The organism is Pseudarthrobacter sp. NIBRBAC000502771 (assembly GCF_006517215.1).
Taxonomy (GTDB): Bacteria; Actinomycetota; Actinomycetes; order Actinomycetales; family Micrococcaceae; genus Arthrobacter; species Arthrobacter niigatensis.
Window position 1 is genome coordinate 1161921 of record NZ_CP041187.1, and the last position, 26248, is coordinate 1188168.

A 26248-nucleotide genomic window follows, 5' to 3' on the forward strand; every position below is an offset into this window, starting at 1 on the left:
CCCGTGGGAAGGATTCCCTTTGGAAGGTCTGGGCAGTGGCCATGATGTCGCTGATGGTGGGTGCGGTGATATTTGTCCAAACCAAAGGCGTCCCGGACGGGATGCCGCAGGGCGACCTGCCCGGCTGGAAGTTGGTGGCGGCGCAGGACTTCCTGCTTCCTGCGGCACCGGGCCAGGTGGAAGATGTGTACGGGAGTGCCATGCGGGGTTATTCAGGTTTCGTTGACTCCTCCGGCCAGGGCACCTACACGCCTGATGCCGTGTTATCCGTAACCGATGGAACGCTCGATTACTACCTTCACATGTCCGGTGGAAAACCGAGGGTGGCCAGCGTCATTCCCTTCGGCTATCAGGGACAGACGTATGGTCGCTACTCCGTCAGGTTCAAGTATGATTCCCTGCCTGGCTACAAGATTGCCTTTCTTTTATGGCCCTCCAGTGACAACTGGAATGAGGGAGAAATCGACTGGCCGGAAGGCGGCCTTGACGGCCAGTTGTACGGAAGTTCGGCGGTTAAGGGGTCCCTCGATCACGGGACCATGAAATTTGACCCACCAGACCGGCAGTACTCAGCGTCCGGACCGGGCAACTGGCACGTTGCCACCACAGAGTGGACCCCTGGCAAGGTGAAGTGGTATCTAGACGGTCAGCTGGTAGGGCAGACCCGGAATTCTTCCGGAGTGCCCAACACCTCGATGCGCTGGACGCTCCAGGCTGAGACCGCCGACAATGCAACCGAATCCTTTCCCAGTGCTGACGTAGCGGGTCACCTGCAGGTCGATTGGGTGGCCCAGTATGCCTACGTACCGTGAACGAACCAAGTGCCGCGGGCGCGGTCCAGATCGAGTTGGGGGATTGCACAATGGATATTGCCAGTGAGCTTCCAGGTCCCGAAGAGCTGGGGCGCCTCGCTGCCTCAGCGGAGCCGAAAGTCCCCGCGGAGCAGCAGATCCACCCTAAGGTGAGAGCAGTTTTCGACACGCTTGACGGAACCGGGCTGCCATGGCTCCTGCTCCGCGGCGAGGATGATCTCGCCCTCCCTTCAGGGGACGTGGACATCCTGGTTGACAGTGACCTCCTTTCCCGGCTCGACGACATTCTGGGGTCGGCAGGATTCTGCCGGGTTGTGGCATGGGGCCATGGGAGCCACAGGTTCTATTTTTGCTACTCAGTGGAGGAGGGCGCCTGGATCAAGCTCGACGTTGTTTCCGAGCTGGCCTTCGGCTCCTGCCAGCAATGGCGTACCCCATGGGCGGCCCGTTGCCTGCGTCGGAGGACCCGGCATGGCTCCTACTGGCTGCCCGACGCCGCGGACCAGGCTTGGTTACTGTTGCTGCACTTGTTCATGGACAAGGGTGAAATAGCGCAGGGGCGGCAGGAAGCTGCGCAGTCGGCTGCCAAGGTGGCGGCAGACGGCGGACGGATTGCGGAGTCGGTCCGGCGAAGGATGGGTGCAGGGCTGGCAACCGATATGTTGAACGTGGTCCTCGCCGGACGGTTCGAGGAGGCGCCGGCCATGGCCTCCCGGATGAAGGCATCCTGGAGTGGAGGGGTAAACCCTGCGTTGATCGAAAAGGTCAGCCGGGTACTAAGGCGCTCTGGTGCCCGGCTCCGGGGCCATACTCCCCTTCTGGGGGTGATGGCTCCAGACGGAGCCGGCAAGACAACCCTGTTGAACGGGCTGCACGCTGACGTACCGCTGCCCACCAAGTACGTGTACATGGGCCTGTGGGGTGCCGGGCCTTTTGACTCGGTGCTCAACCGGATTCCGGGCGGAAGGACTGCCAAGAAGGTCTACCGGCTGGTGCGCGGCGGAATCCTGGCCAGGTTCTACCGCCGCATGGGCAAGGTCGTCCTGATGGACCGGGTGGCTTACGACGCATTGCTGGCTGGTTCCAGCAGCGGCACGCTGGCCCGGGTGAGTAATGCCCTGGCCCTGGCAATCATCCCGGCGCCGGAAGTGCTACTGGTGCTGGACGTTCCCGGTGCGGTGATGTTTGAGCGGAAAGGCGAACACAGCCCCGAGCTCCTGGAGTCGTGGCGGAACGACTACCTCCGTTTGGCCGCGCGGCTCCCCGGCACCCGGGTGGTGGACGCCGCCCAGCCAGTGGAGGCTGTCCAGCAAGTGGCTACCCGTATCATTTGGGACAAATGCTCCCCTGCACGCCGGGCAACCACTGCCGGCCATGCCCCGCACCCGGGATCCGGCGTAGGTCCCTCAACCCAAAGCGGGCCCGCACCGGAAAGCGGGATGGGCGAAGGCCTTTCCCTGCACCTCTGGCGTCTCCTTGACTGGCGTTACCTGCTTCCCGTCCTGCAGCCGCGCACTCTGGGCTTTGCGGGAAGCATCAGTCCTGAAACAGAATCGGCACTTCGGCTTCTGGATCCGCAGGCGGTAAGGCTGGACCAGCAGGAAGACTTACCCGGCGGAACATGCGATGTGGTGATGCTTGCCTCGCCGGATCCTGGCCAGGTGGAAAGAGCAGGACGGGCGCTGAAGCCGGGTGGGTGGATTTGCGTGGAGGCTGGCCGAACCCTTTTCCGGCATTCAGGGCCACGCACGTTGAGGGGCTGGAAACGGACGCTGGAACGCTGTGGGTATCAGGACGTCGCCTTGTACTGGAACGCCCCCAATCGCGCGCGGACTGCCCGGCTGGTTTCGGTCCGCTCCGGCGTATCCATTCGGGACACCGTGGCCCTACGCAAGGATGTGCGCTTTGGTCTCCTTAAGGCGGCAGCAGTCCACATAGCTCTGGCACTGCACGTCTTTGATCTCCTCGTCCCCGATGGCACGGTTACGGGGCGGCGGCCGGAGAGGATTGTGGAGCAATGACCTTCTTCGACCAATTCCTGCGGGACCACTACGACGAGTTCGCGCTTGACCAGTACGGACTGGGCAAGCGATGGGACACGCTGCTGCTCACCCCGCGGTTTGTCACCTCCCGCCATGTAGTGGCCCTGGTGTTCCCATTCCGGCGGACAGAACCTGCCCTTGTGGTGAAGGTGCCCCGTCAGCCTGGGGATAACAGCGGCGTCCTTCGTGAAGCGGCCATGCTGGCCCAACTCTCCACCGTAGTGCGCGACTCAGGCGCCGGTGTTCCACGACTCGTGGCAGTTCGGGACGTGGGGCCATACACTGTCCTGGTTGAAACCGCGCTGACCGGCCTGCCGTTAGATCCCCGGACAGTAGCGGCGGACCTGCCGGCCGCCGTCGCCGCGGGCACCGAATTTGTCGGGGCCCTTCCCTGCACGCAGCCCGCCGCCAGCAACGTGGAGTGGTATCAGCGCGCCGTTGCCGCTCCGCTTGCAGCCCTGGAAGAGCTGACAGGCCCCGACGCCCACATCAATGAAATGGTCCAGCAGACGCACGAACTCCTTGCCCCACTCCGTCGGTCGCAACTGCCCGCGGTGATCGAGCACGGCGACCTGAGCCACCCGAACCTCCTCGTTAAATCTGGCGGTGCCCTCCAGGTCATGGATTGGGAACGCTCCCTCACCGACGGCGTTCCCGGACACGACCTGGTGTTCTACCTTCAGTACCTGAGTGAATCCAGCGAGCAGGCATTTGCGCGGGAGGCCCAGGCTGCGGCCTTCGACAAGGCTTTTGGCGAGCAGGGCTGGGCCATCGACCCGCTTTCCCGCCACCTCGGCACGCGGGGAGTCGACCAGGACCTTTTGCCACTACTGGTTATTGCTACGTGGGCGCGCTCCACTGCCACAATGGTCGACCGGTTGGCGCAGGAAGCGGAAGTGGACCCATCCCAGCGCAACAGAAAAGTCCGGATGGCCCTCCAGTCGGACAGGGATTTCTGGTTGTGGCGCCACGTCCTTAACGCCGCCTAGGGCGGACCTATGAAGCCCGGCTTTCAGCTGTCTCTGATGCGCCGTGGGTGCGCCTGAAAAGCCCCAGAACCTCGTCGTGCAGGTCCCTGTAGCCCCACCGCAGCACGCAGTACACCAGGCCCACCCCGGCAACCACCATGACCGCTAAGGTGGGCACTGGCCCCACTAAATGCCGGGCCAGGTTGAGCAGTCCCACCAGGCCTACGGCCGCCCCGCATACCATTCCGGGCGCGGCGGCACGCATCATCCGGCGCATCCTGGTCCCCATCACCTTTGCTGCCACAGCCTGCATTCCAAAGGCAAAAACAACGGCTACCACCATCTGGGCACATGCAACACCCACAATGCCCCACCGGGTGGCAAAGATCAGTGCGGGAAGAAGAACAACCAGGCGGACAACGGAGATCCAGATTGAAAGTCCGGGCCTGCCCAAGGCTTTATAGACATCATTGGCACCGGCGCCAAGGGACCGGGCGGCCGCATACAGGGCAAGGAAAACCAGCGGCGTAACCGATTGTTCCCATTGCGCTCCGAACAAGACCGGTACCAGGACCGGCGCCACGACGGCAAGCCCCACGCCGGCCGTGATGCCGTACAGGGCCTGGACGGTGACGCTCTTCAAGTATCCGTCCCGCAGCCGCTGCCGGTCGCCGCGGACTTGCGTGTACAAGGGAAACAGGACAGTGGACAGCACGAAGAAAACGTTCAGGATCAGGGCCTCCGGCAGCCGGAAGGCGAGGGTGTACAGGCCCAGAGCATGCGCTCCGAGGACGATTCCGATGACGAGGTAATCGACGTCGAAGATCGCTCTGGCCAGCATGGTGCTTCCAGCGACTGGGGCACCGAAGCGGACATTTGCCGCGATGGCGCTTCTGCTTACGCGCCAGATCTGCCAGGGTGCCTCGTGGCGGACCAGGAACCAGCAGGTGGCGGCATATGCCACGGACCCGGCGGCCGTCCCGACGGCGAGAGACCAGGCGCCATGGCCGGTAAAGGCCAGGTAGAGGGTCACCGTTCCCATGGTCGCGGCGCGCAGTACCGGCGCCGCAGTGAGTTGCCTGAACTTCAGGTCCCGACGCATGATGGCTTCCGGGACGGCGCCGCAGGCGGTGGCCAGCACGGAAACACCCAGGACCTGCACCAGAGGTGCTACCCCGTCCAGCTCAAGGAGGTCCTCCACCGTGTCCGCGGCCAGCAGGGCTGCCACGGCAAGCACTGCACCCAAGGCAACGGACAGCAGCAGCGCCGATCTTGCGATGACGGGAGTCTTGGGCAGGTAGACAAGGGCCTGTCCCACTCCGGCGTCGGCGATAGTTTCGGCGTAGGCCATCAGCACCAGCGCAAGCGCGACGAGGCCGTATTGCTCAGGCGAGAGGAGCCGCGCCAAGACCACGGTGGTCACCAGCACGATCACCCTGCCCGAGGCGAAGGCCAGTCCCTGCCACAGGGCTCCCCGGACTCCCTTGCGCTCCAATTCCCCCGGTGCGTACGTCATGGTTGCCCGTTCGTTTCGGAGAGTTCGCCCGCCATGGCTGCCCGGACTTCCGCCAGGTACTCGCCTGCCACGGTTTCCCAAGTGCGGACTGCACCTGCGGCAACACCCGGCCGGCCTCTGGGGAGATCCCCTTGCGGTGGCTTTAGAGCCGAGAGTTGCTCCACCACCTTGCGGGCAAGAGCCTCCTGACTGTCCCGAACGGCAAGCAACGGGTGCGCGGGAAGTTCCCTCGCGGCCACGGGTGTGGCCACCACGGGCACTCCGGCGGCGAGGGCTTCCAGGACGGAGTTCCGGATACCCACCCCGTGCTCGTCCGGGAAAGCAGCCACGTCCGCAGCTTGGAACACGTCCAGGATGGAGGGCACGTTGGCCAGGATGTCCACCTGGGGCCCGGCCAGCGCCAGCACCGCCGGCGTGGGCTGCCGCCCTGCGATGACGAAGCGGGCATTCGGAACCTCCTGCCACACCAGCGGGGCGATCCTCCTGGCCAGTACGGTGGCGCTGTCCACATTCGGTCCGTAATTCAGGCTTCCGGCGAAGCACACAACCGGGGCGTCGCCCTCGAGGCGGGGACCGGTGGCCGTTGCCGTGCCGTTGGGGATGCTGGTGACGGCCCGGTCCAATGAGGCGGACCAAGCTGCTGCGTCCCTGGCGCCGACTGTGAGAAGCCGGGCCCGGGACGGCAGGTGGCGTTCAGCGCGGGCCGCCACATGTTCCCGCAGACGGTACGCGGGTTGTAGGGTGCGTGCCCTCGCCGTGTCCATACTGGCGCGAATGGACCAGGGGTCTACGGTCTGCAGTACCAGTGGCCCGTTGACACTGTGGGACAGGAAGAGGGCGTGGGGGCCATGGATCAGTGTAGCGTCCATACCCGCGGACAACCGAGTGGCTGCGGCGCGGGCAGAAGGGGTGGAACGCCGGTGTTTCCCCAGTCCCGTCAGGCCGCCCACGGAGCGGGCAAAGGCCGATAGTTCCTGCCGGGGCGCCAGTTCGTACACCGTGTCACAGCGGCTCCTGATTTCCTCCGGAACGGGAACGGGACCCGAAAAAGTCAAGAGCGTGACGGCCACGTCCGAAGGGAGGTGCAGGATCACTTCGTACGGAATCATTGAGCTTCCGTCCCCCTGCTCAGGATCCCGGTTGGGCACGCTTTCCGTCACGTACAGGAGCTTCATTGCAAGAGTTTACTGGATCACTTCCCTGGCAGAGGGTCGCTTTAGGCAACCTTGAGGAAAGCGAAAAGGGCGACGGCGGGAGGTCCCGCCGTCGCCCTTTCATCGGGTGGCATGGGGCTTGTTACTGCCAAGCCCGGACGTAGTCCACCATCATCTGTGACTGCGGGCCGTACACGGGGTTCGTCGAGGAGGAACCGACGTTCAGCACGATGTACTGCGGAGCATTCCCGTCGTCCGTGGGGTAGGACTTGACCTTGACGCCGTCAAAGTACACATCCGACGAGTTTGCCATCCTGTGGAGGCCGAAGGTGTGGTACTCGTTGGCCCAATTCCCGGGGACGGTGCCTTGGTTGTGGGTGCCCGAGCTGGAGTGGTAGTTGACGGTCATTTTCGCCTTGAGGACCTCGGCAATGTCGTTTTCGCCGGTGGCCGGCCAAGATTGCCCGGTGGTCCAGAAAGCAGGCCAGTTGGTCAGCCCGTTGGCATTACCGGTGAACTTGATCCTGGCTTCGACGTAGCCGGTGGTGAACTGGTACCCGGTGCCGGCTCCCCCATTGGGGTTGGTGGACACCAGGCCGCCGGAGGTGGCTGAGGCGAGGCCCAGTGACAGGTTTCCGTTCGCTACCGAGACGTTTGCCGGGCTGGTGGAAACCTTGTTCATGGTTCCGCAGCCGGGGGAGAACCAGCAATTGGACCACTTGGCTGCGTCTAGGCCAGCTCCGTTGAATTCGTCAGCGAAGGTCATGGTCCAATTGCCCGGCACACCGACGGGTTGTGAGGTGCCGGTGCTTGCCAATTGCGCAGACATCGGGGCGATCGGAGCGGGGGAAGCCGGTGCAGGTGCAACAGGAGCCTGTGGTGCGGCCGCCTCGATGGGGGTGACTGCGGGTTCACTGGCTGCGGGCGAGGTTGCGGGAGCGGGCGATGCAGGAAGGACCGGGCTTTGTTCAGCGACAACTGGCTGGCTGACTGTGTCAGCGGAGCTAGCTACGCGGTCCACGTCGGGAGTGCCTGAAGCTTGGCTGAATCCAATGCCCAATACTGCGGCCCCGAGGACAGTGGCGGCTAATCCGGCAGCAAACTGAAGCTTTCGCCCCCGGACGGCAGGCGCCTGTGTCAAGGGCCCACTAATTTCGGTTTGATAACGGGATGATGCATTGCTTTTACGTTTGGGTAATACGGGCATGGGGACATTACCTCTCATAACGCCTGCGGGGTTAGCTGTCGGGTTCGAATGAGGCCATTCGGCCGCTTGGCGCGGCTTCACCCCAAGGCGCGGAAATCCGGCCCGAGAGGCTTGGGTCCCCCGTCTCTGCCTGAAACCTAGTGGATCCGGGAGGCGGCAGAACTCGGCGTCCTCCGGATTGGGGCTGGCTGGGGCAGCCCCCGGAAGACCGTACACGAGACCCCGCTGATAATCACAATAAGGTAACGGGTCTCACTTCCCCCGCGTGGCGTTCACCTGCCCCAGGCGTGGCCACTGCTAGTGCACCCTGCAGGGCGCGGGGCTTTTCCACATAGCGACCATGCCCGGCCCCGTCCCGCATCCATGCGGGCTAGCCTTGGGTCAAGCGTGAATCGCCTATCGGGTCCAAATGCACTAGGATATTGAAGTCTGTGCTGCGTCCTGCCTCCGTTCCGGTGGCCGGGCATCGCGCGGAATCGCAAATGAACCTCCTGTTACGGAAATGCCGTAACCGCTTAGCCCAAAGGAGGTGGGTTCACATATGCGTCCTTACGAATTGATGGTAATCATCGACCCCGAGGTCGAAGAGCGTACCGTTGAGCCGTCGCTTCAGAAGTTCCTGAACGTCATCACGAACGATGGTGGAACCATCGAGAAGGTTGACATCTGGGGCCGTCGTCGCCTGGCTTACGACATCAAGAAGAAGTCCGAAGGTATCTACGCCGTGGTGAACTTCACCGCGAAGCCGGAGACCGCCAAGGAACTTGACCGCCAGCTGTCTCTTAACGAGACCATCATGCGCACCAAGATCACCCGCCCCGAAGAGCAGAAGGTTGTTGCTGAGTAATTCAGCACCATTCTTCATTCTTTACCCCGCAGGAAACGCACTCTTCACCCAGGATCGAACAAGGAGGCAGTAGATGGCAGGCGAGACCACCATTACGGTCATCGGTAATCTCACCAATGACCCGGAATTGCGGTTCACACCGTCAGGTTCGGCAGTAGCGAACTTCACCATCGCTTCCACCCCCCGCACCTTTGATCGCCAGTCCAACGAGTGGAAGGACGGGGAGACCCTGTTCCTCCGCGCCGCTGTTTGGCGTGAAGCAGCCGAGAACGTCGCGGAGTCCCTGACCAAGGGCATGCGCGTCATCGTTACCGGCCGCCTGAAGAGCCGCTCCTACGAAACAAAAGAAGGCGAAAAGCGCACCGTTATCGAGCTTGAGGTCGACGAAATCGGCCCCAGCCTGCGCTACGCCAACGCCAAGGTCAACCGTACCCAGCGCTCCGGCGGACAGGGTGGCGGCGGCTTCGGTGGCGGCAACAGCGGCGGTGGCTTCGGAGGCGGCAACTCTGGTGGAAACCAGGGCGGCAACTCCGGTGGAGGCTGGGGCGGCGGCAACCAGCAGGCTGCACAGGACGATCCCTGGGCTACGCCCGGTGTGTCCAATGCAGGCGGCTGGGGCAACGGCCCCGATTCCGAACCTCCCTTCTAAAACCTAAACAACGGCCCGGCGCTGGGGCTGCCAAGGTGCAAGATGCACCCGGGCACTGCCGCCGTCGGACCACCACCATCCCGTGGATCAATATCCACGGGCTCCATAGAATAGGAGCTCCACGATGGCTAAGGCTGAACTCCGTAAGCCCAAACCAAAGTCCAACCCCTTGAAGGCCGCTGACATCACTGTCATCGACTACAAGGACGTAGCATTGCTGCGCAAGTTCATCTCCGACCGCGGCAAGATCCGCGCCCGTCGCGTTACTGGCGTCACGGTGCAGGAACAGCGCAAGATCGCCCAGGCAATCAAGAACGCCCGCGAAGTTGCTCTGCTGCCTTACTCCGGCGCTGGCCGCGGCTAAGGAAGGGATTAACTAACATGGCAAAGCTCATTCTGACCCACGAGGTCACCGGTCTCGGTGCTGCTGGCGATGTTGTCGAGGTCAAGGACGGTTACGCACGTAACTACCTGCTGCCCCGCAACTTCGCCCTGACCTGGTCGAAGGGTGGCGAGAAGCAGGTTGAGTCCATCAAGGCTGCCCGTGCCGCCCGCGAGCACGCTTCCCTGGAAGATGCTCAGAAGCAGGCCGCTGCACTGTCCGCCAAGCCGGTCAAGCTGGTCGTCAAGGCCGGCGAGTCCGGCCGCCTGTTCGGCACCGTCAAGCAGGGCGACGTTGCTGACGCTGTTGAGGCCGCAGGCCTTGGCAAGATCGACAAGCGCAAGGTTGAACTGCCCGCCCACATCAAGTCGGTTGGCACCTACCAGGCCAACGTCCGCCTCCACGCTGACGTTGCCGCTGTGATCGAACTGGACGTGGTGGCAGGAAAGTAATTTCCCCGCCTCACGCCAAGACCCCCGCTGCCGGACTCCGGCAGCGGGGGTCTTTCGTTTTCCGGTGGTAGCCTGCTCCGGTGAACCCGAACCCCCGCCATCGCCCATTTCACCAGGTGGATGTCTTCGCCGGACAGGCCTACCGCGGCAACCCGCTCGCCGTCGTGCTTGATGCCCAGGGCCTGGACGCGGCAACCATGCAGCACTTCGCCAACTGGACCAACCTCTCGGAAACCACCTTCCTCCTGCCTCCCCGGGATCCGCGGGCGGACTACAGGGTCCGGATCTTCACCGGGGCCGAGGAGTTTCCCTTTGCAGGCCATCCGACGCTGGGCTCTGCGCATTCCTGGCTGGAGAGCGGAGGGGTGCCGAAGTCCGGCGGCCACGTGGTGCAGGAATGCGCCGCGGGGCTGGTCCGGATAAAGCTCGACGGCGGCAGGCTGGCTTTCGCAGCGCCGCCCCTGACACGTTTCGGCCCTGTGGAGGACCCGGTCCGCCGGCAACTGGCCGCCGCCCTGCGGGTGTCTGCCGGGGACATCGTTGACGCGTGCTGGCTGGTGAACGGCCCGGAATGGATTGGCGTCCTGCTGGAATCCGCAGAGCAGGTGCTGGCCCTGGAACCGGACCAGGCTGCCATGGGCGACCTGAAGATCGGCGTCATAGGGCCATACCATCCCGGAGCCGGAACCGACTTTGAAGTCCGCACGTTCCTGCCGGGTGCTGGAACGGTAGAGGATCCCGTCACCGGCAGCTTTAACGCCGGTGCCGCCCAGTGGCTGGTGGGAAGCGGCAGGGCGCCGGAGCAGTATGTGGCCTCGCAGGGGACCGTCCTGGGACGGGACGGGCGCATCCACGTGAGTACGGAGGACGGAGACGTCTGGGTCGGCGGCGAGTCCACTACCTGTATCCGGGGCACCGTCCTGCTCTGATCCGGCGCCCGGCAAGGCTCGCCCGGGAATACTCCGCTGCGCGCAACAGTTCAAAGGTATAGATGCATACGCATGTATGATGAACTGAACAAACACCAGGAGAATGCCATGGAAACCCGCCGCATCACCGTCCTCTCCGCAGGGCTTGGCGTACCTTCGTCGAGTCGGCTGCTGGCTGACCAGCTTTCGGTCGCCGCCACGCGACAGCTGGAAGCAGCCGGTTATGAGGTGGCCGTGGACGTCGTCGAGCTCCGCGACCTGGCCGTGGACATCGCCAACAACTTTGTTACCGGCTACGCCGCGCCCCGCCTGGCGGACGCCATCGCGGGCCTGAAGGCGTCCGACGGAATCATTGCGGTCACTCCCGTGTTCAGTGCCTCCTACAGCGGCCTCTTCAAGTCCTTTATCGACGTCCTTGATCCCAAGTCACTCGACGGAAAGGCCGTCCTCTTGGGCGCCACCGGCGGAACGGACCGGCACCAAATGGTCCTGGATTACGCAATGCGGCCCCTGTTCAGCTACCTCCGGACGCGCATGGCAGCCACCGGAGTCTTTGCAGGACCGCAGGACTGGGGAACCGCAGAGGAGGGTGGGGGATCCCTCGCGGACCGCATCGAACGCGCAGCCGGCGAGTTCACGCGCCTGCTTGACGGCCCGCAGCCGGGCCGGGAGGAAGTCCCGCTGGAGTCCCTGCCGTTCGAGCAGCTGCTGGCGGGCATTTCCGGCAACGCCTGACCGGCCGGAGCCTGCGCCTAAGCCGAGTGGAACCACGAACGCGGTTGTCTGCACAAGCTCGTTCGACGCAATCTATAAGAAGCGGCTCGACTGGCAAGTAGAACGCCAAACTTGTGGCTGACGACGGCCGGACAGAGACCGGGGTGACCTGGGCCGCCAGCTATCGCGGGGGCTCGATACGAGCAGCAGTGATGGGCTGGACCTCAGTTCCAGGGAGGCCGGCTGGCCGCTAGCCTAGTCGTCCAGCAGCGCGATGAACTCCCGGGCCTGCTTGAGCGAGATATCCGAGTGCCGAGTCAGCGCGGTGGCTGCCGCCTCCGTTTCTCCGCTCCGGGCCAGCGTCCGGATCCTTCCGTAAATTTCGTCGTTAAGCATGTTGCTGCTTACTTCCCGGGTGACGTCACCTTTGCTCGCGATCGCCCGGTAGCGGTACGGGAACCGCTCTGGCTCGTCGTCGTCCTCCTCCGGGACCTGCACCGGCTCCTGGGCCCGGTAAGGCTGGGGGTGGGCCGCCATGGCGCCGACAGCGTCGCGGGAGGCCCGCAGTCCCTCGCCGGTGGCCTCGTAGTAGAGCTTGATGGCGGCCATGGCCTGCCCTTGGGCGATCAGGGCATAGAGCCGCCGGTGCTGGTCCTCGGACAAGCGGCCCGCAGCCGCGCGGGCCAATTCCTGCGACGAGGCAGCGGCCTGGGCGGGAGCTGTGCCGCGCGTTGCCTTGCGGGTGCGGAAGGCGCGGTACGCCAGTATGACGCCAGTAACAACCGCGAGCAGGATAAGGACCGGGACCGCCAGGGATTCCATTTTCACGTGCCGTTCTCTGTTGTTCCTGGCCTTTGCCAGGTGCGTTCGCTTTGCTGGCGGGCCGCACGGATATATTCCTGCTGCTGGTTGTGCTGCTGGGCGTTTTGGCTGGGGTGGGTGGCGGCGGCCAAGCGGTCCCGGGCGGCAGTGGCCGCCTGGACCTGGGCCGCGTAGTGGCGTGCCGACCGCTCGGCAAGCTCGCGCTGGTACTTTGCGGCCTCCGACAAGCCCGGATCGCGCGGCCGCAGCGCGGTGGCGACTCCCCAGAGGAGGGCCACCAAAACAATCGCCGGCAACAGCACCAGCAGGAGATCGCCCATACCTAGAGCCTAATCCAGATCGGGTTTATCCACAGCAATATTCACTCTTCCGCATACAGGGCCGCGCAGGCGCCAGTCAAACTCCCGCACTGGAATATGAGGAGCGCCACGGACGGGGGGCAGGGCTCTTCCGGGGCCGTTCCGCACCTTCCATCGCTGCGGATCCCACTCAGTGCCTGTGGATGAAATTCCGCGGAAGAAATATTTACTCCACATGCTGGTGGCAGTGTTATCGCAGTTCAGGGGCATAAGGAGGGCGAAAAAAACTTTGTATCCACAGACTTCCCCACAGGCTGTGCACAAGCTATGCCGCATACTGCACAGGTTATCCACAGGGTGTGCGGCATGCTGGCTTTGCGGCGGCCCCCATGCCAGTTAGCGTAGCGGGGTACCTGTTCTCTGGGGCCGAAACAGGATCCCTGTTCTGGCCACTGGGACCTCATCCATGCTTCCTCCACATCTTTTTGTGGAAAAGCTGTGGATATTGGGGATAACTCCGGTCCGGAGCTGGTTTCCGGAACTCCGGCACGTGATTGTCAGGGCCTGCGGGTAGACCTGGACGCGTGGCGGATCCGGACATCGGAGCCACGAACAGGATGGATCACCGGACTGCACACCCGGTACAAATGGAGGACGGCAGCTTTGTCAATCGCGCATCTGGACCCTGTCGAGGCAACCCGTGGATCGGACGCGAGCCGGAAGCCGCCACAGGACATCGCGGCCGAGCAGTCAGTCCTGGGCGGAATGATGCTGTCCAAGGATGCCATCGCGGATGTTGTCGAGATCCTCCGCGGCCAGGATTTTTACCGCCCGGCGCACGAGACCATCTATGAGGCCATCATCGACCTCTATGGCCGCGGCGAGCCCGCGGATGCGGTTACCGTGTCCGATGAACTGACCAAGCGGGCCGAGATCAACAGGATCGGTGGGCCCGCCTACCTCCACGAATTGATCCAGACCGTCCCCACTGCCGCCAACGCCGGCTATTACGCCGAGATCGTGGCCGAACGGGCGGTGCTTCGCCGCCTGGTCAACGCCGGCACCAAGATTGTCCAGCTGGGCTATGGGTCCGACGGCGAGGTGGAGGACCTGGTCAACCAGGCCCAGGCCGAGGTTTACGCCGTGGCCGAACGCCGCACCGCGGAGGATTACGTGGTGCTGAAGGACGTCATGGAGTCCACGGTGGACGAAATTGAGGCTTCCGGCCACCGCGGGGAGGGGATGACCGGTGTCCCCACAGGTTTCTACGAACTCGACGAGTTGACCCACGGGCTGCACCCCGGCCAGATGATCGTCATCGCCGCGCGCCCCGCCGTTGGTAAGTCGACGTTCGCCCTGGACTTCGCCCGGTCCGCGGCCATCAAGAACAACCTCGCCACGGTGATGTTCTCCCTGGAAATGGGCCGGAACGAGATCGCCATGCGCCTGTTGTCCGCCGAAGCCACCATTGGGCTCCAGGACCTCCGTAAGGGAACCATCAAGGACGAGCAGTGGTCCAAGATCGCCACCACCATGGGCCGCATGAACGATGCCCCGCTGTTCATCGATGACAGCCCCAACATGTCCCTGATGGAAATCCGTGCCAAGTGCCGCCGCCTGAAGCAGCAGCACGACCTCAAGCTGGTGATCCTCGACTACCTGCAGCTTATGAGCTCGGGCAAGAAGGTGGAATCCCGCCAGCAGGAAGTTTCCGAGTTCTCCCGGGCGCTGAAGCTCCTCGCCAAGGAACTCCAGGTTCCCGTCATTGCCCTGTCCCAGCTGAACCGTGGATCGGAACAGCGCCAGGACAAGCGCCCCATGGTCTCGGACCTCCGTGAGTCCGGGTCCATCGAGCAGGATGCCGACATGGTGATCCTGCTCCACCGCGAAGATGTTTACGACAAGGAATCACCCCGGGCCGGTGAGGCGGACATCCTGGTGGCCAAGCACCGTAACGGCCCCACCAAGGACATTGTGGTCGCCTTCCAGGGCCACTACTCCCGCTTTGCGAACATGGCGGGCGACGCTGGCGGTGGAGGCTTCTAGTCCCCTTCGTTCCCGGAGCGGGCCGCGGCGCTGCCGGCAGGCCCTGCGGCGGCCAGCAGGTGGTTCGGCAGGCGGTTGCCGGGCGCCGTACCCCGGATCTCCAGGAGTTCGCGGGCGTGGGCATGCAGCCGCTTGTCCTCCTCGCTGACCGGCACCCACGCGGGAACCGGCACCGAGTTGCCTTCGTCGTCGCGCGCCACCATCACGGTGAGGCAGTAGGTAGTGAGATCCAGCTCCCGGCCCTTGGGGTCGCCGGAGCGGACGTGGACGGCGATGTGCATGCCCTTGGTCCCGGTGTAGACCAGGCGGGCTTCCACTTCCACCACGTGCCCGATCAGCAAGGGCCGGTAGAAGCGGACGCCGCCGGAGAATACGGCCACGGTATCCCTGCCGCAGTAGCGGGAGGCGCAGACATAGGCTGCTTCGTCGATCCATTTCATGACGATGCCGCCGTGGACCTTCCCGCCCCAGTTCACGTCGGTGGGGGCTGCCATGAACCTCAGCGTCACGCGCTCGGCAGTGCCGGCGTCTGTATATTCCTGCCGGTTCATGGCTTCCACAATCTGTTCCCGGACCTTGATCCTGGCCAAGGCGTGGTCCCGCTGCTCAATCTCGACTGGGGTGGAGGGCTGGAACTGCTGAACCGGGATCGGCCTGCCATCTTCGCCGACCGCTACAAAGATCACCATGCACTGGCTCCGCATCGTGGCCGGGCCGCCTTTGGGATCGCCGGAGGAGACCACGGTGTGGATGTGCATGGAGGAGCGGCCGGTGTAAACGATGGTGGCCTCCACTTCCACCATGTCGCCGCTGTTGACGGGATCGGCGAAATGTATGTTTCCCACATAGGCGGTCACGCAGTAGGACTTGGCCCACCCCACCGCGGCGGCGTAGGCGGCCTTGTCCACCCACTCAAGCACTGTGCCGGCATCCACCGAGCCGCTGTGGCCCACGTCGGTGGGGGCGGCGAGGAAGCGGAGGGTCACGGAGTTGGGGCGGCCGGTCTCAGTCATGCTGCGATCCTACTGGCGGCCCCGGTTACCGGCCGGTTGGCGCTGCAACAATGCGAAGCGCAGCTTAAAGTCCGACGGCGGCAGGCACCTTTGGTGGCCTGCCGCCGTTCGTGGCGTGGGGAGGGGCTACGCGAGGACTGCCAGCCGGGATTCCGGACGGCGGCCGAAGAGGGCGCGGTCCACGGACAGCCGGCCGGCTCCGGTAAGTGCCAGGGCGAAGGATGCCGCTGCCAGCAGGAGGACGAGTTCGTAGCCTCCGTTTGCCGCGAAGATACCGGCGGGGGCATGTACGAGGAACAGGGCCCCCAGCATGTCCACCACGAGGAGGGCGGCCACGACCCGTGTCAGGATTCCCAGGATCAGGGCAATGCCGCCTGCCAGTTCGAGGACGGCGATCGCGGGGGCCATGACGTCGGCGGCCGGGACGCCCATCTTGGCGAAGGACGCCTGGGTGCCGGCGATGGTCCATTCATTGAACTTCTGCCAGCCATGGGCTGCGAAGAGGAAGCCGAGGATGATTCGTAGGGCGGCCAGGGCAGTGGTGGTCAGTGCAGACTTGTTCATGGGTTCCACTGTCCCGGATTAATAGTTGTAGTGTCAACTAATTCGTCATACTTGTGGTCTTTGTCATGCCTTGAAGGGTCCCGCGTGCGGCCCGGTTAGGCTGGCAACGTGCCCCAACAACCTGCCCTTGCCGCCGTCTCCGGAGGGCGCGGGCCTGCCCGTGAAATTCTTCGCCTCGCCATCCCTGCGTTCGGGGCGCTGGTGGCTGAACCCCTGTTCCTGCTGGCCGACTCGGCGATTGTGGGGCACCTTGGTGTCGCGCAGCTCGCAGGCGTGGGGCTGGCATCAGCGGTGCTGCAGACCGCCGTCGGGCTCATGGTCTTCCTGGCTTACTCGACGACGCCCGCCGTGGCCCGCGCGATCGGGGACGGACAACTCGGCAAGGCCCTCGCGGCAGGGCGCGACGGCGTGTGGCTGGCTACGCTCCTGGGCTTGCTGCTCGCCGCCGCCGGCTTCGCTGCGGCCGAACCGCTGATCGACCTACTGGGCGCGGAGGGCAGTGTCCGCACCTTTGCCATCGACTACTTCCGCTGGTCCATGCCGGGACTGGTGGCCATGCTGCTGATTTTCGCCGGCACGGGTGTCCTGCGCGGCCTGCAGGACACCCGGACCCCGCTGGTGGTGGCCACGGCCGGATTCGGCGTCAACGCGCTGCTGAACCTGTGGCTTGTCTACGGGCTGGGCTCGTCGGTAACCGGTTCGGCGATCGGCACCAGCCTTGCCCAGTGGGCCATGGCTGCGGTTTACGTGGCGATGGTCCGCCGGAACGCCGTACGGCACGGAGTCAGCCTGCTGCCCAGCTGGCGGGGCATCCGCAGCATGACGCGGGTTGGATCCTGGCTCATGCTGCGCACGCTCAGCCTGCGGGCCGCAATACTGGCCACCGTGCTGGTGGTAACGGCCCAGGGTGAAGTCAACCTTGCCGCCCATCAGTTGGCCATGACCATCTTTTCCTTCCTGGCGTTCGCTTTGGATGCCCTGGCCATCGCTGCGCAGGCGCTCATCGGCAAGGAGCTCGGTGCCTCCAATGCCGGCAGGGCGCGCCTGCTGACCGGGACCATGATCAGGTGGGGCGCCGGGTTCGGCGTAGTGACAGGCCTGCTGCTGGCTGCGGTTGCCCCCTGGGCGGGAGCCCTGTTCACGACGGATCCCCACGTGCAGTCAGTCCTCACCGTTGCGCTCTGGGTCCTGGCCGCCGGACAGCCCATCGCCGGCTACGTTTTTGTGCTCGATGGTGTGCTGATCGGCGCGGGGGACGCCCGCTACCTCGCCCTCGCAGGGCTGGTGAACATCGCCATCTATGTGCCGCTGCTCGCCTGGGTGGCACTCTCCGGTGCAACCGGCGCCGCAGGGCTGGGGTGGCTGTGGGCCGCTTTCGGCGTGGGATACATGGCCGCGCGGGCACTCACCCTGGGCGTGCGAGCCCGGTCCGACCGCTGGATGGTGCTGGGCTCCGCCTGAATTGACTGTAGGCAAACCGGGGAACAGCGCCCGGTTCGACCTTCCATCAGCCCCCACTAAACTGGACCGGTGACGCAATCTTCCATCCCCGCGGATGCTGCCCAAGGAACTGCCCCCCGTACCGACCTCTGGAAGCCGGTGCTGCTGCGCTCGGCGGCTGCCCTGGTGTTCGGCGCAGTGACGGTGTTTTGGACTTCGCCTTCCGTGGAGGTCATGGGCTGGGCCGGAGGCCTCTACCTATTGGCGACGGGTGTGCTGTCCCTCCGGAGTGTCCCGGCGGTGGGTTTCGCCCGGAATTCCGCCCCTGGAAAGCTGCTTTCCGCCGCTGGCGCCGTCCTGGCCGGGGCTGGTTTTGCGGTGGTCCTGCTGCACAGTGACCTCTTGTTCGCAGTCATTGCCGCGCTGGGGCTGGGCGTGGCCGGTGTCTTTGAGCTTGCCTGCGGCCTTCAGCGCCGGGGGCGCCACGTGCTGGCCCGGGACTGGATCGCGTCGGGCATCATCGGGATCGGCACCGCCATCCTGCTGCCGTTCTTCGTCAACCTCGGGGCCCATGCCCTGCTGGGCGTTGCCGGGGGAGGGGCCATTATTTCCGGCGTCCTGTGGGTTCTGTCCGGCCTGACCCTCCGGCACGATGCCCGCACCGGCGCAGGAAAGCCGTAAACTAGGAGGAGCGCCCTTCTACTTTCTGTAGAAATTCCGGGGTGCGACACCGCAATTCGTAAACCAGGTGGCCGTACGCCGCCTGCAGGGAGGAACCACCGTGGCTGACCAGCATCAAGGAAAACCGCGCAAGCTGCGGACCTCGGTGAAGGGGCCGCTGATGTTTTCGGCGTTCTGGGCCGTCGTCGCCTTCGTTGCGGTGCTGATTTTCGCCTCCGGGGGAAGCGCCCGCGCGCCCCGCTTCGACCTCGCCTTCACCGCCGCCGGCATCGCGTTCATCGTGACCCTGGTCATCGCCGCAATGCTGTCCATGAGCTACAAGGAGAACGCCGAACACCTGGGCAAGGGATCGGGCGTCAATCTGAGTTCGGCGCCCAAGCCATCCCCCCATGGAGGTCCCGGCCGCCAGAACCCGCCGGCATCCGGCGACGGCACCGACAGCACGCCCCAGCGCTAGCGGCACACCTGCGCCAAAGCCCCAGGCAGCCTCAGCCTGCTAATTCGCTGCCGCCTGCCTGGCCCGATACGCGGCCACATGTGCCCGGTTGGCGCAGTTTCCGGTGTCGCAATACCTCTTGGACCGGTTGCGGCTCAGGTCCAGCACGGCGGCATCGCAGTCTTCTGATTCGCACGTGCGCATCCTGTCCATTTCCTTGCCGCGGATCACGTCCGCGAGGGCCATGGCTGCCTCGGTGCTCATCCGGTCCGCCAAGGGAGCATCCGGTGCCGTGGCGTGCAGGTGCCAGTCCCAACCGTCGTGCTTCATGAGCCGGGGAAGCGCATTCGCATCCCGCAGCAGCCGGTTGACGGTGTCGACCGCCGCGTCCTCATCCGCCGTCCAGACTGCCGCCAGTTCACGGCGCAGCTCCAGCACGCTTTCCAGTTCCGCGTTATCCCGGCGCCGGCCGCCCGAAAACCCCTCAGCGGCCAGGAAGGCATCGAGGTCCTCGAGGGTGGCCAGTCCCTCCCTGCCATTCGCCGCCGTGTTGATGAGGTTCACCACCGTACGCAGCGCCACTTCCGTGTCAGGGGCGAAAACCATGTTGACTCCTTACAGTGCCCGGGCGTAATGTCATGGGCATTACCCCATTTTACTCCTGACAGGAGGCGACGGTGCCTGCCGCCAAAGACCACATCCCCACCACGGAGCTGCCCGCCGGACGCCGAGGCTTCCTGGCACCCGGGCTCGGGATTGCGCTGTTCTCCTCCGCTGTCTTCGGGCTGTCCGGATCCTTTGCCAAGTCACTGCTGGAGACCGGCTGGTCGCCGGGAGCTGCCGTCACCGCCCGCTTGACGGGTGCGGCCCTGATCCTTGCGCTGCCGGCCGCCTTCGCGCTCAAGGGCCGCTGGCACCAGCTGAGGGACAATTGGCTCACCATCGTGCTGTTCGGGCTTATTGGCGTGGCGGCCTGCCAGTTGTTCTACTTCAACGCTGTGGCACGTTTGTCCGTGGGCGTGGCACTCCTGCTGGAGTACCTGGCCCCGGTGATCATCGTCCTGTGGCTCTGGGCCGCGAGCCGCCGGCGCCCCCGGCTGCTGACCTCCAGCGGGACACTCCTCTCCCTGGCCGGCCTGGTGCTGGTCCTGGACCTCACGGGCGCCGTCAAAGTGGATCTGGTTGGGGTTCTTTGGGGTATGGCGGCCGCCGTTTGCCTGGCCATCTACTTCTTCATCACCGCCAAGGAAAACGACACCTTGCCTCCCATCGTGCTGGCATCAGGGGGACTCATGACGGGCGCTGCCGTGATGTGGCTTGCAGCCGCCACCGGCCTGCTGCCCATGGCCTTCAGCACCGCGGACACCACCCTTGGGTCCTGGACCACCCCGTGGTGGGTGTCCCTTGCCGGGCTGGTGGTGCTGGCCACGGTACTCGCCTACACCTCGGGCATCATGGCCGCCAGGGCGCTCGGCTCCAAGGTTGCATCCTTCGTGTCGCTCACCGAGGTCCTGTTTGCCGTGCTGTGGGCGTGGCTGCTGCTTGGGGAACTTCCCGGTGCCATCCAGCTCCTCGGGGGAGTCCTGATCGTTGGCGGTGTGGTCCTGGTCCGGCTTGACGAGCTTCGCGCCTCCGCACGCGCCGCGGGTATGAAAGTCCAGGCGTCGCCGCTGGAGCACGCGAACGACGTCGAGCCCGTCCCCTAAGCACGTGCGCGCCGTCGTCGGCCGCAAAAAAGAAAAGGCAGGGACACCGCATGGTGTCCCTGCCCCCGCCGGGCGGCGGTAAAGCCTAGTGGGAGGCCTGGCTCTGCTCTTCGGCGTTGCGCTTGGCCTGTGAGCCGGCTTCCTTCAGTGCCTCGGCAACCTTGGTCAGCATGGCGGTGTGGGTACCGGACCACTCGTTGCGGAACTTGGTGGCGTCCGGACCTTCCCAGTTGGTGCTGCTCAGAACCTTCGTGAGAGTGGACTTCTGCGTCTCGATCTCGGACGCACCTGCCTGAAGCTTGCTGCCGAGCTGGCGAAGCTGCTCAACGTCTGCACCCCAAATAGCCATCAGTTTCTCCTTGTTAGGTGTGTGGATCCGAACAAGATCGGCATCCCCAGCGGCCCCCCGGCTCATCCGGAAGATCCATTGCCTAGAACCTATCCCGGCCCCCAAACAGTGTCGATGGGCAGCCCTGCCCATGCCGGGCTCCCCATGGACGCCGGGTGAAGACCATGAAAAAAGGGTCGATCCCAGGCGTTGGAAGAGCCTAGCATGGCGTTATGTGCCGGAATATCCGAACCCTCCATAACTTCGAGCCGCATGCCTCATCCGAGGAGGTGCATGCGGCTGCGCTGCAGTACGTCCGCAAGATCAGCGGCAGCACCAAGCCGTCAAAGGCCAACCAGGAGGCCTTTGACGACGCCGTCCATGAGATCGCCCACATCACACAGCACCTGCTGGATTCGCTGGTAACGCAGGCGCCGCCCAAGGACCGGGACGCGGAAGCGGCCAAGGCCAAGGCGCGTTCCGCAGTGCGTTTCGGCGCGGCCTGACCGCGGGGGCCAGCCGCCGGGGCTACTTGCCGAAACTTCGCAGCCGCAGCGAGTTGGCCACCACCAGTACCGAGCTGGCGGCCATGGCCGCGCCGGCGATCATCGGATTGAGCAGCCCCAGGGCGGCCACCGGGATTCCCACTGCGTTGTAGAAGAACGCCCAGAACAGGTTCGTCTTGATGGTGCCCAGCGTCTTCCTGGACAGCTCAATGGCCTGCGCCACCTGGGCCAGGTCGTTGCCCATCACCGTCAGGTCCGCGGCCTCGATGGCCACATCCGTGCCCGAACCCATCGCAATTCCCAGGTCGGCCTGCGCCAAAGCAGCGGCGTCGTTGACGCCGTCCCCGGCCATGGCCACCGTGGCGCCGCCGGCCTGGAGCTTGCGGACTGCCTCGACTTTTCCTTCGGGCAGGACGCCGGCGTAGACATCGTCCGGAGCAATCCCGACGACGGCAGCCACCCGGGCGGCGACCGCGGCGTTGTCGCCGGTCAGCAGGACGGGCCGCAGGCCCAATGCCTTCAACCGTTCGACGGCGGCGGCGGAACCTTCCTTGACAGTGTCCCGGAGGCTGATGAATCCAGCAGCCTTCCCGTCCACGGCGACGCAGATGGCGGTCGCTCCGCCCTGCTCAGCGGATGCGAGCATGGCCTGCCGGCGGGCGTCCAGGACGATCCCGTTCTGCTCCAGCCAACCGCTCCGCCCTGCCATCACGGCCCTGCCCTCAACGGTGCCCGACACTCCGCCGCCCGGGGCGGAACTGAACCCCTGCACGGCCGGCAATGTGCCGGCGTCGCCCGCTTTGCCTGCGGACACTGACGTGGCTGCTGCTGCGATGGCGCGGGCCACCGGGTGCTCCGAGGCGGCCTCGACGGCGCCTGCAAGCCGAAGGACGTCCCGGTCCTGGAAGCCTGGAAATGCTGCCGCGGCATCCACGGCCAGGACGCCAGTGGTGACCGTACCGGTCTTGTCCAGGAGGATGGTGTCCACGGTGCGGGTGTCCTCAAGGACCTGCGGGCCCTTGATCAGGATGCCCAGCTGCGCGCCGCGGCCGGTACCGGTGAGCAGGCCGACGGGCGTGGCCAGGCCCAGTGCGCAGGGGCAGGCAATGACCAGGACGGCGACGGCGGCGGTGAACGCCTGCCGCAGGTGGTCCCCGTCCGCGGCCGGCCCGGCGAAGAGCAGCCAGAGTACGAATGTCAGCACCGCCAGCGCCAGGACCACCGGCACGAAGACACTGCTGATCCGGTCCGCGAGCCGGGCGATGGGCGCCTTCCCGGTCTGGGCTTGTGACACCAGCCGCGCCATCTGGGCAAGGGTGGTTTCGGCGCCCACCCGGGTAGCCCTGACCAGAAGGCGGCCGGACGTGTTGATGGTGGCACCTGTCACGCGGCTGTCCGGGCCTACCTCGACGGGGACCGATTCACCCGTGACCAGGGACGCGTCAACGGCCGAGGCGCCGTCCACCACCACGCCGTCTGTGGCGATTTTCTCTCCTGGCCGGACTACCAGCAGGTCGCCCACCTGCAGCAGGTCGGCGGAAATCTTCTGCTCTGTGCCGTCGCGCAGGACCGTGGCATCCTTGGCACCCAAATTCAGCAGGGCCCTGAGGGCATCGCCGGCCTTCTGCTTGGCATTGGCCTCCAGGTACCGGCCCAGGAGCAGGAAAGTGGTGACGACGGCCGCCACCTCGAAATACAGGCCGCCGCTCATGCCCTCCATGCCGGGGTGCTCGGTCATGCGCGGATCTGCCAGCAGCTGCCAGGCCGAAAACAGGTAGGCCGCTGCCACCCCAAGCGATACCAGGGTGTCCATGGTGGATGCCAGGTGCCGTGCATTGACGGCCGCCGCGCGGTGGAAGGGCCACGCCGCCCACGTGACCACTGGAAGGGCCAGAGCCGCCGCAACCCACCCCCAGTTGGGGAACTGGAACGCCGGGACCATGCTGACCAGGAATACCGGAACCGTCAGGATGGCTGCCAGGATGAGCCGCGGACGGAGCTCGGCGGCGGGCATTGCGGCAGGTTCAGCAGCTGTATTTTCGCCGCCCGTCGGCTGCTGCCGGCGCACCTTCGCCTGGTAGCCGGCCGCGTTGACGGTCTCCACCAGTTGCTCGTCGGTGATGCCTGCCGGGACCGTGACGTACGCGGACTCCAGGGGGAGGTTGACCGTTGCAGCCACGCCGTCGAGTTTGCCGAGCTTCTTTTCCACCCGGTTGACGCAGGACGCACAGGTCATCCCTTCGATGTCGAGTTCGACGACGCGGGTGCCCGGTGGGTGCAGCAGTTCCTGGTGGCTCATGGCAGCTTTCCGGTAGTGGGAGGGTGATCAGGCTTCGTTGGCAACCACCAGGTAGCCGGCCTCGGCCACGGCTTCGCCGATTTCCGCGGGGGACAGTTCCTTGCCGGAGGTGATGGTCACGGTGGAGATGCCGCCGGCGTTCAGGTCCACGTTCACTGCTTCAACGCCTTCAAGGGCTTCGAGTTCTTCGCTGACGGCCGATACGCAGTGTCCGCAGGTCATGCCGGAGACGCTGATGGTCGTGGTGGTGGGGGCGGTGGTGCTCATGGCTTGCTCCTTCTTGTGGTGCCGGCGGTGGCCGGGTTGGGATGGTGGTGGCGTCAGCGAAGCAGGCGGCCGATTGCGTCGGCAGCTTCCTTGACCTTGGCATCGATGGCTTCTGCCCGTACGTCGGGGTCTGGTTCGGAGGCGGCCCCCACCACACAGTGGCCGATGTGTTCCTCGACCAGCCCCAGGCTGACGGCGTGCAGGGCCTTGGTGACGGCGGCAACCTGGGTCAGGATGTCGATGCAGTATTTGTCCTCGTCCACCATCCGGGCTATGCCCCGCACCTGGCCTTCGATGCGCTTCAGGCGGCGGAGGTAGGCGTCCTTGTTTCCCGTGTACCCGTGCTGAGGGGCAGCGCCTTCCTCCATAGCCGGATGTTCGGCGGCCGCAATGGCTTCCCCGGTAGCGTTCATGCAGTCAACATATACCCCTTGGGGGTATATGCACAAGTACCCCCGGGGGGTAACTTAAAGGTGCCGATGGCACCCCCTCGGGGCACAAAAAAAGCTCCGGAGTGCGTTATTGGGGGATACGCACTCCGGAGCAGCTCTTGGGCAATTCCTGCTTCCACGGTAGGTGGATCGGCCTTGCTTGAATCAGCTTACTGGCTGGTACGGCACCGCGCCAGCACCCCGAATAACTACTTTCGCTTTACTTTAGCGGGGCCCCGAAGAAGGGGTTTTGCCCCCGGGAGCACCCATCACGGCCGGTCCTCGTGGGCTGGCATCCGGTAGGGAACCACCAGCACGGGCCGGCTCTGGTGGTGGCTGAGCCATGTGCCCACGGCGCCGCTGAGGGCTTCCGAGAGGCGATGGGTAAATCCCCGTTCCGGGGTACCCACAATGATCAAGGGTGCGTCCATTTCGGCGGCCAGCTGCCCGAGTGCCCGGGCCGGGTCGCCGGTGAGGGTGCGGAAGGACCACTCCGGTGGTCCACCGCCCGCCGGCAGCTGGTCCAGGGTGGACTGGACCAGCGCTTTCAGCTCGGTTGTCAGTGCCAGCATGTCGTCATCCACTCCCGGGTACCGGGACAGGCGGTGGGCGGAACGGGCCGGATCCCACTCGACCAGGTAGCTGGCTTCGTCTACATACGCACAGACCAGGGGTGCCGCCAGCCGGGCAGCGAGGGCGGCCGCAGTCTGGATGACCTCCGGGTGCTGTTTCGGCATGATGCCCACCAGCAGGGGAGCTCCATCGAAGTTTTCCCACGTCATGCTGCCCATTGTGCGCCAGTCAAAGACCTTGTGAACAGGTACGTTAGGCCCGGGCACGTTTCAGGCGTTGCCGGGCGGATGCTACGGGGCAGCTGGGGAAGCGGTGACCACAACGTTCTTGCCCCACGGGTCCTCGGTAAAGCAGCTGATGAGGACCAGGCGGTTGGGCACCATGTCCCAGACGGCGCTGTCCTTGAGGCCGGACTTCAGGTAGGTGGTAACGCTGTCCACCTGGTAGCTGATGGACCCGGCGGCAGTTTCCAGATCAAACCGGTCACCAACGGCGGCCGCCGAGCTCAAATGGTTGAAGGGAGCGTCCGCACCCTCCCAGCTGTGGCCTATGACGTACGTGGTGTTGCCGGATCCTTTTCCCGGCGTGCCGAAAGCCGAAAGCCAGTAGCCGTCCTTCGTAGCGGGGGGCTCAATGGTGCGGCTGGATTGTGCTTTGCCGTCCAGGTCCAGCGGATGGAGGGGCACATCGAAGGCGGCGGCCGGGTACCGGATGTGGATCGGCTGGGCAGCCGGCGGCAGGACGGCGGCTTCCGGCGCTGGATTCACCACGGGCTGGGGCTGGGCGGCCGCTGTTCCGGTGGCCTGCGGAATGCCGGTCTCCGCCATCGGGGCTGCCGCCCCCGCAGGCGCAGCGGCGGCGCGTACGCCGGGAGCCGACGCGTGGATGCCGGGGACCGTCAGCAGGGGGGCCTCGTGGAAGAGGGGTGCGCCAGCCGTGAAGGACAGGAAGGTGAGGACGCCGCAGCCAAGGATGGCCAGGTCGCCCCTGGTCCACCGTTGCCGGGGCTGCCACCTCGTGATGCGTCGCCCGGGTGCTGCGTGCCGGCGTCGGTCCTGTGGCATGGCATCTCCTCACGGGTGGTCCGGGGAAAGGAAGGAAGGCGCCCTGCCGGGCACTGGCAGGGCGCCTTCCTTGTCTCTAAGCCACCGGGGTGGCGGATTGT

At 65.2% G+C, this 26248-nt stretch carries 29 protein-coding genes and 1 riboswitch; of the genes, 15 read left to right on the top strand and 14 right to left on the bottom strand.

The window, feature by feature from the left end:
• Positions 1-41: 41 nt before the first annotated feature.
• The 3 genes from NIBR502771_RS05500 to NIBR502771_RS05510 are packed head-to-tail and all read left to right on the top strand — an operon-like array spanning position 42 to position 3843.
• Complete coding sequence (locus tag NIBR502771_RS05500; protein WP_168225719.1) at positions 42-812, top strand: glycoside hydrolase family 16 protein; 771 nt, start codon at positions 42-44, stop codon at positions 810-812.
• A gap of 50 nt (positions 813-862) precedes the next feature.
• Complete coding sequence (locus NIBR502771_RS05505) at positions 863-2833, top strand: hypothetical protein (RefSeq protein WP_141158847.1); 1971 nt, start codon at positions 863-865, stop codon at positions 2831-2833.
• The gene (locus NIBR502771_RS05510; RefSeq protein ID WP_141158848.1) at positions 2830-3843 is read left to right on the top strand and encodes an aminoglycoside phosphotransferase family protein; all 1014 of its coding nucleotides are present in this window, start codon (positions 2830-2832) and stop codon (positions 3841-3843) included. Before NIBR502771_RS05505 ends, NIBR502771_RS05510 begins: the two co-directional genes overlap by 4 nt.
• Before the next feature lie 7 nt (positions 3844-3850).
• Here the strand turns inward: NIBR502771_RS05510 and NIBR502771_RS05515 are convergent, their stop codons facing one another.
• The 3 genes from NIBR502771_RS05515 to NIBR502771_RS20675 all read right to left on the bottom strand — a co-directional run bounded on the left by NIBR502771_RS05515 (position 3851) and on the right by NIBR502771_RS20675 (position 7258).
• A complete protein-coding gene (locus NIBR502771_RS05515) occupies positions 3851-5338 on the bottom strand; it encodes an oligosaccharide flippase family protein (RefSeq protein ID WP_141158849.1) in 1488 nt (495 codons plus the stop codon).
• Positions 5335-6513 (bottom strand): glycosyltransferase, encoded by a 1179-nt coding sequence (locus NIBR502771_RS21150; RefSeq protein ID WP_141158850.1) that lies wholly within the window; start codon positions 6511-6513, stop codon positions 5335-5337. Before NIBR502771_RS21150 ends, NIBR502771_RS05515 begins: the two co-directional genes overlap by 4 nt.
• 121 nt (positions 6514-6634) lie before the next feature.
• A complete protein-coding gene (locus NIBR502771_RS20675; RefSeq protein WP_168225720.1) occupies positions 6635-7258 on the bottom strand; it encodes a family 16 glycosylhydrolase in 624 nt (207 codons plus the stop codon).
• A gap of 447 nt (positions 7259-7705) precedes the next feature.
• Positions 7706-7878, bottom strand: a riboswitch (cyclic di-AMP (ydaO/yuaA leader).
• A 362-nt stretch (positions 7879-8240) separates the two neighbouring features.
• Between NIBR502771_RS20675 and rpsF the strand changes: the two genes are divergently transcribed.
• The 6 genes from rpsF (at position 8241) to NIBR502771_RS05555 (ending at position 11693) form a co-directional block, all read left to right on the top strand.
• Positions 8241-8546, top strand: coding sequence for a 30S ribosomal protein S6 (rpsF, locus tag NIBR502771_RS05530; protein ID WP_015939036.1), 306 nt, complete (start codon positions 8241-8243; stop codon positions 8544-8546).
• A 73-nt stretch (positions 8547-8619) separates the two neighbouring features.
• Positions 8620-9195 (top strand): single-stranded DNA-binding protein, encoded by a 576-nt coding sequence (locus tag NIBR502771_RS05535; protein WP_141158852.1) that lies wholly within the window; start codon positions 8620-8622, stop codon positions 9193-9195.
• 124 nt (positions 9196-9319) lie between these two features.
• Positions 9320-9559: a 30S ribosomal protein S18 gene (gene rpsR, locus NIBR502771_RS05540; RefSeq protein ID WP_003800144.1), complete on the top strand. Its 240-nt coding sequence runs from the start codon at positions 9320-9322 to the stop codon at positions 9557-9559.
• A gap of 17 nt (positions 9560-9576) precedes the next feature.
• The gene (gene rplI, locus NIBR502771_RS05545; protein ID WP_141158853.1) at positions 9577-10029 is read left to right on the top strand and encodes a 50S ribosomal protein L9; all 453 of its coding nucleotides are present in this window, start codon (positions 9577-9579) and stop codon (positions 10027-10029) included.
• Between the two features lie 80 nt (positions 10030-10109).
• A complete protein-coding gene (locus NIBR502771_RS05550) occupies positions 10110-10958 on the top strand; it encodes a PhzF family phenazine biosynthesis protein (RefSeq protein WP_141158854.1) in 849 nt (282 codons plus the stop codon).
• Positions 10959-11066: 108 nt separating this feature from the next.
• Positions 11067-11693 carry an FMN reductase gene (locus NIBR502771_RS05555; protein WP_141158855.1) on the top strand — a complete coding sequence of 209 codons (627 nt, stop codon included), beginning with the start codon at positions 11067-11069 and terminating at the stop codon, positions 11691-11693.
• Between the two features lie 234 nt (positions 11694-11927).
• Here NIBR502771_RS05555 and NIBR502771_RS05560 read toward each other — a convergent pair whose 3' ends face one another.
• Both NIBR502771_RS05560 and NIBR502771_RS05565 read right to left on the bottom strand, forming a co-directional pair.
• Positions 11928-12494, bottom strand: a complete 567-nt coding sequence (locus NIBR502771_RS05560) for a hypothetical protein (RefSeq protein WP_141161427.1) — start codon at positions 12492-12494, stop codon at positions 11928-11930.
• Between the two features lie 2 nt (positions 12495-12496).
• Positions 12497-12814: a hypothetical protein gene (locus NIBR502771_RS05565; RefSeq protein ID WP_141158856.1), complete on the bottom strand. Its 318-nt coding sequence runs from the start codon at positions 12812-12814 to the stop codon at positions 12497-12499.
• A gap of 642 nt (positions 12815-13456) precedes the next feature.
• Between NIBR502771_RS05565 and dnaB the strand changes: the two genes are divergently transcribed.
• Entirely contained in the window at positions 13457-14839 is a 1383-nt protein-coding gene (gene dnaB, locus NIBR502771_RS05570; protein ID WP_141158857.1) for a replicative DNA helicase, read from the top strand.
• On the opposite strand, the gene NIBR502771_RS05575 is transcribed toward dnaB, so the two are convergent.
• Both NIBR502771_RS05575 and NIBR502771_RS05580 read right to left on the bottom strand, forming a co-directional pair.
• Positions 14836-15852, bottom strand: a complete 1017-nt coding sequence (locus NIBR502771_RS05575; RefSeq protein WP_141158858.1) for an acyl-CoA thioesterase — start codon at positions 15850-15852, stop codon at positions 14836-14838. The two genes, dnaB and NIBR502771_RS05575, sit on opposite strands and share 4 nt — an antisense overlap.
• A 126-nt stretch (positions 15853-15978) precedes the next feature.
• Complete coding sequence (locus NIBR502771_RS05580) at positions 15979-16416, bottom strand: DoxX family protein (RefSeq protein WP_141158859.1); 438 nt, start codon at positions 16414-16416, stop codon at positions 15979-15981.
• A 108-nt stretch (positions 16417-16524) separates the two neighbouring features.
• On the opposite strand from NIBR502771_RS05580, the gene NIBR502771_RS05585 reads away from it, so the two are divergent.
• The 3 genes from NIBR502771_RS05585 (at position 16525) to NIBR502771_RS05595 (ending at position 18994) form a co-directional block, all read left to right on the top strand.
• The gene (locus NIBR502771_RS05585; protein WP_141158860.1) at positions 16525-17877 is read left to right on the top strand and encodes an MATE family efflux transporter; all 1353 of its coding nucleotides are present in this window, start codon (positions 16525-16527) and stop codon (positions 17875-17877) included.
• 69 nt (positions 17878-17946) lie between these two features.
• Positions 17947-18537 (top strand): hypothetical protein, encoded by a 591-nt coding sequence (locus NIBR502771_RS05590; protein WP_210411337.1) that lies wholly within the window; start codon positions 17947-17949, stop codon positions 18535-18537.
• 100 nt (positions 18538-18637) lie between these two features.
• The gene (locus tag NIBR502771_RS05595; RefSeq protein ID WP_141158861.1) at positions 18638-18994 is read left to right on the top strand and encodes a hypothetical protein; all 357 of its coding nucleotides are present in this window, start codon (positions 18638-18640) and stop codon (positions 18992-18994) included.
• Between the two features lie 39 nt (positions 18995-19033).
• Here the strand turns inward: NIBR502771_RS05595 and NIBR502771_RS05600 are convergent, their stop codons facing one another.
• Positions 19034-19579 (bottom strand): CGNR zinc finger domain-containing protein, encoded by a 546-nt coding sequence (locus NIBR502771_RS05600; RefSeq protein ID WP_141158862.1) that lies wholly within the window; start codon positions 19577-19579, stop codon positions 19034-19036.
• Between the two features lie 71 nt (positions 19580-19650).
• Between NIBR502771_RS05600 and NIBR502771_RS05605 the strand changes: the two genes are divergently transcribed.
• Positions 19651-20679, top strand: coding sequence for a DMT family transporter (locus NIBR502771_RS05605; protein ID WP_141158863.1), 1029 nt, complete (start codon positions 19651-19653; stop codon positions 20677-20679).
• Positions 20680-20764: 85 nt separating this feature from the next.
• Here the strand turns inward: NIBR502771_RS05605 and NIBR502771_RS05610 are convergent, their stop codons facing one another.
• The gene (locus tag NIBR502771_RS05610; RefSeq protein ID WP_110545130.1) at positions 20765-21028 is read right to left on the bottom strand and encodes a WXG100 family type VII secretion target; all 264 of its coding nucleotides are present in this window, start codon (positions 21026-21028) and stop codon (positions 20765-20767) included.
• Between the two features lie 212 nt (positions 21029-21240).
• On the opposite strand from NIBR502771_RS05610, the gene NIBR502771_RS05615 reads away from it, so the two are divergent.
• The gene (locus tag NIBR502771_RS05615; protein WP_141158864.1) at positions 21241-21513 is read left to right on the top strand and encodes a DUF2277 domain-containing protein; all 273 of its coding nucleotides are present in this window, start codon (positions 21241-21243) and stop codon (positions 21511-21513) included.
• Positions 21514-21535: 22 nt separating this feature from the next.
• Here the strand turns inward: NIBR502771_RS05615 and NIBR502771_RS05620 are convergent, their stop codons facing one another.
• The 5 genes from NIBR502771_RS05620 to NIBR502771_RS05640 all read right to left on the bottom strand — a co-directional run bounded on the left by NIBR502771_RS05620 (position 21536) and on the right by NIBR502771_RS05640 (position 26147).
• Complete coding sequence (locus NIBR502771_RS05620; protein WP_141158865.1) at positions 21536-23812, bottom strand: cation-translocating P-type ATPase; 2277 nt, start codon at positions 23810-23812, stop codon at positions 21536-21538.
• Between the two features lie 27 nt (positions 23813-23839).
• The gene (locus NIBR502771_RS05625; protein ID WP_141158866.1) at positions 23840-24079 is read right to left on the bottom strand and encodes a heavy-metal-associated domain-containing protein; all 240 of its coding nucleotides are present in this window, start codon (positions 24077-24079) and stop codon (positions 23840-23842) included.
• A 53-nt stretch (positions 24080-24132) separates the two neighbouring features.
• Positions 24133-24447, bottom strand: a complete 315-nt coding sequence (locus NIBR502771_RS05630) for a metal-sensitive transcriptional regulator (protein WP_141183485.1) — start codon at positions 24445-24447, stop codon at positions 24133-24135.
• A 332-nt stretch (positions 24448-24779) separates the two neighbouring features.
• On the bottom strand, positions 24780-25292 hold the full coding sequence (locus NIBR502771_RS05635) for a universal stress protein (RefSeq protein ID WP_141158868.1): 513 nt from the start codon (positions 25290-25292) through the stop codon (positions 24780-24782).
• An 81-nt stretch (positions 25293-25373) separates the two neighbouring features.
• On the bottom strand, positions 25374-26147 hold the full coding sequence (locus NIBR502771_RS05640; protein WP_141158869.1) for a class F sortase: 774 nt from the start codon (positions 26145-26147) through the stop codon (positions 25374-25376).
• Positions 26148-26248: the final 101 nt, after the last annotated feature.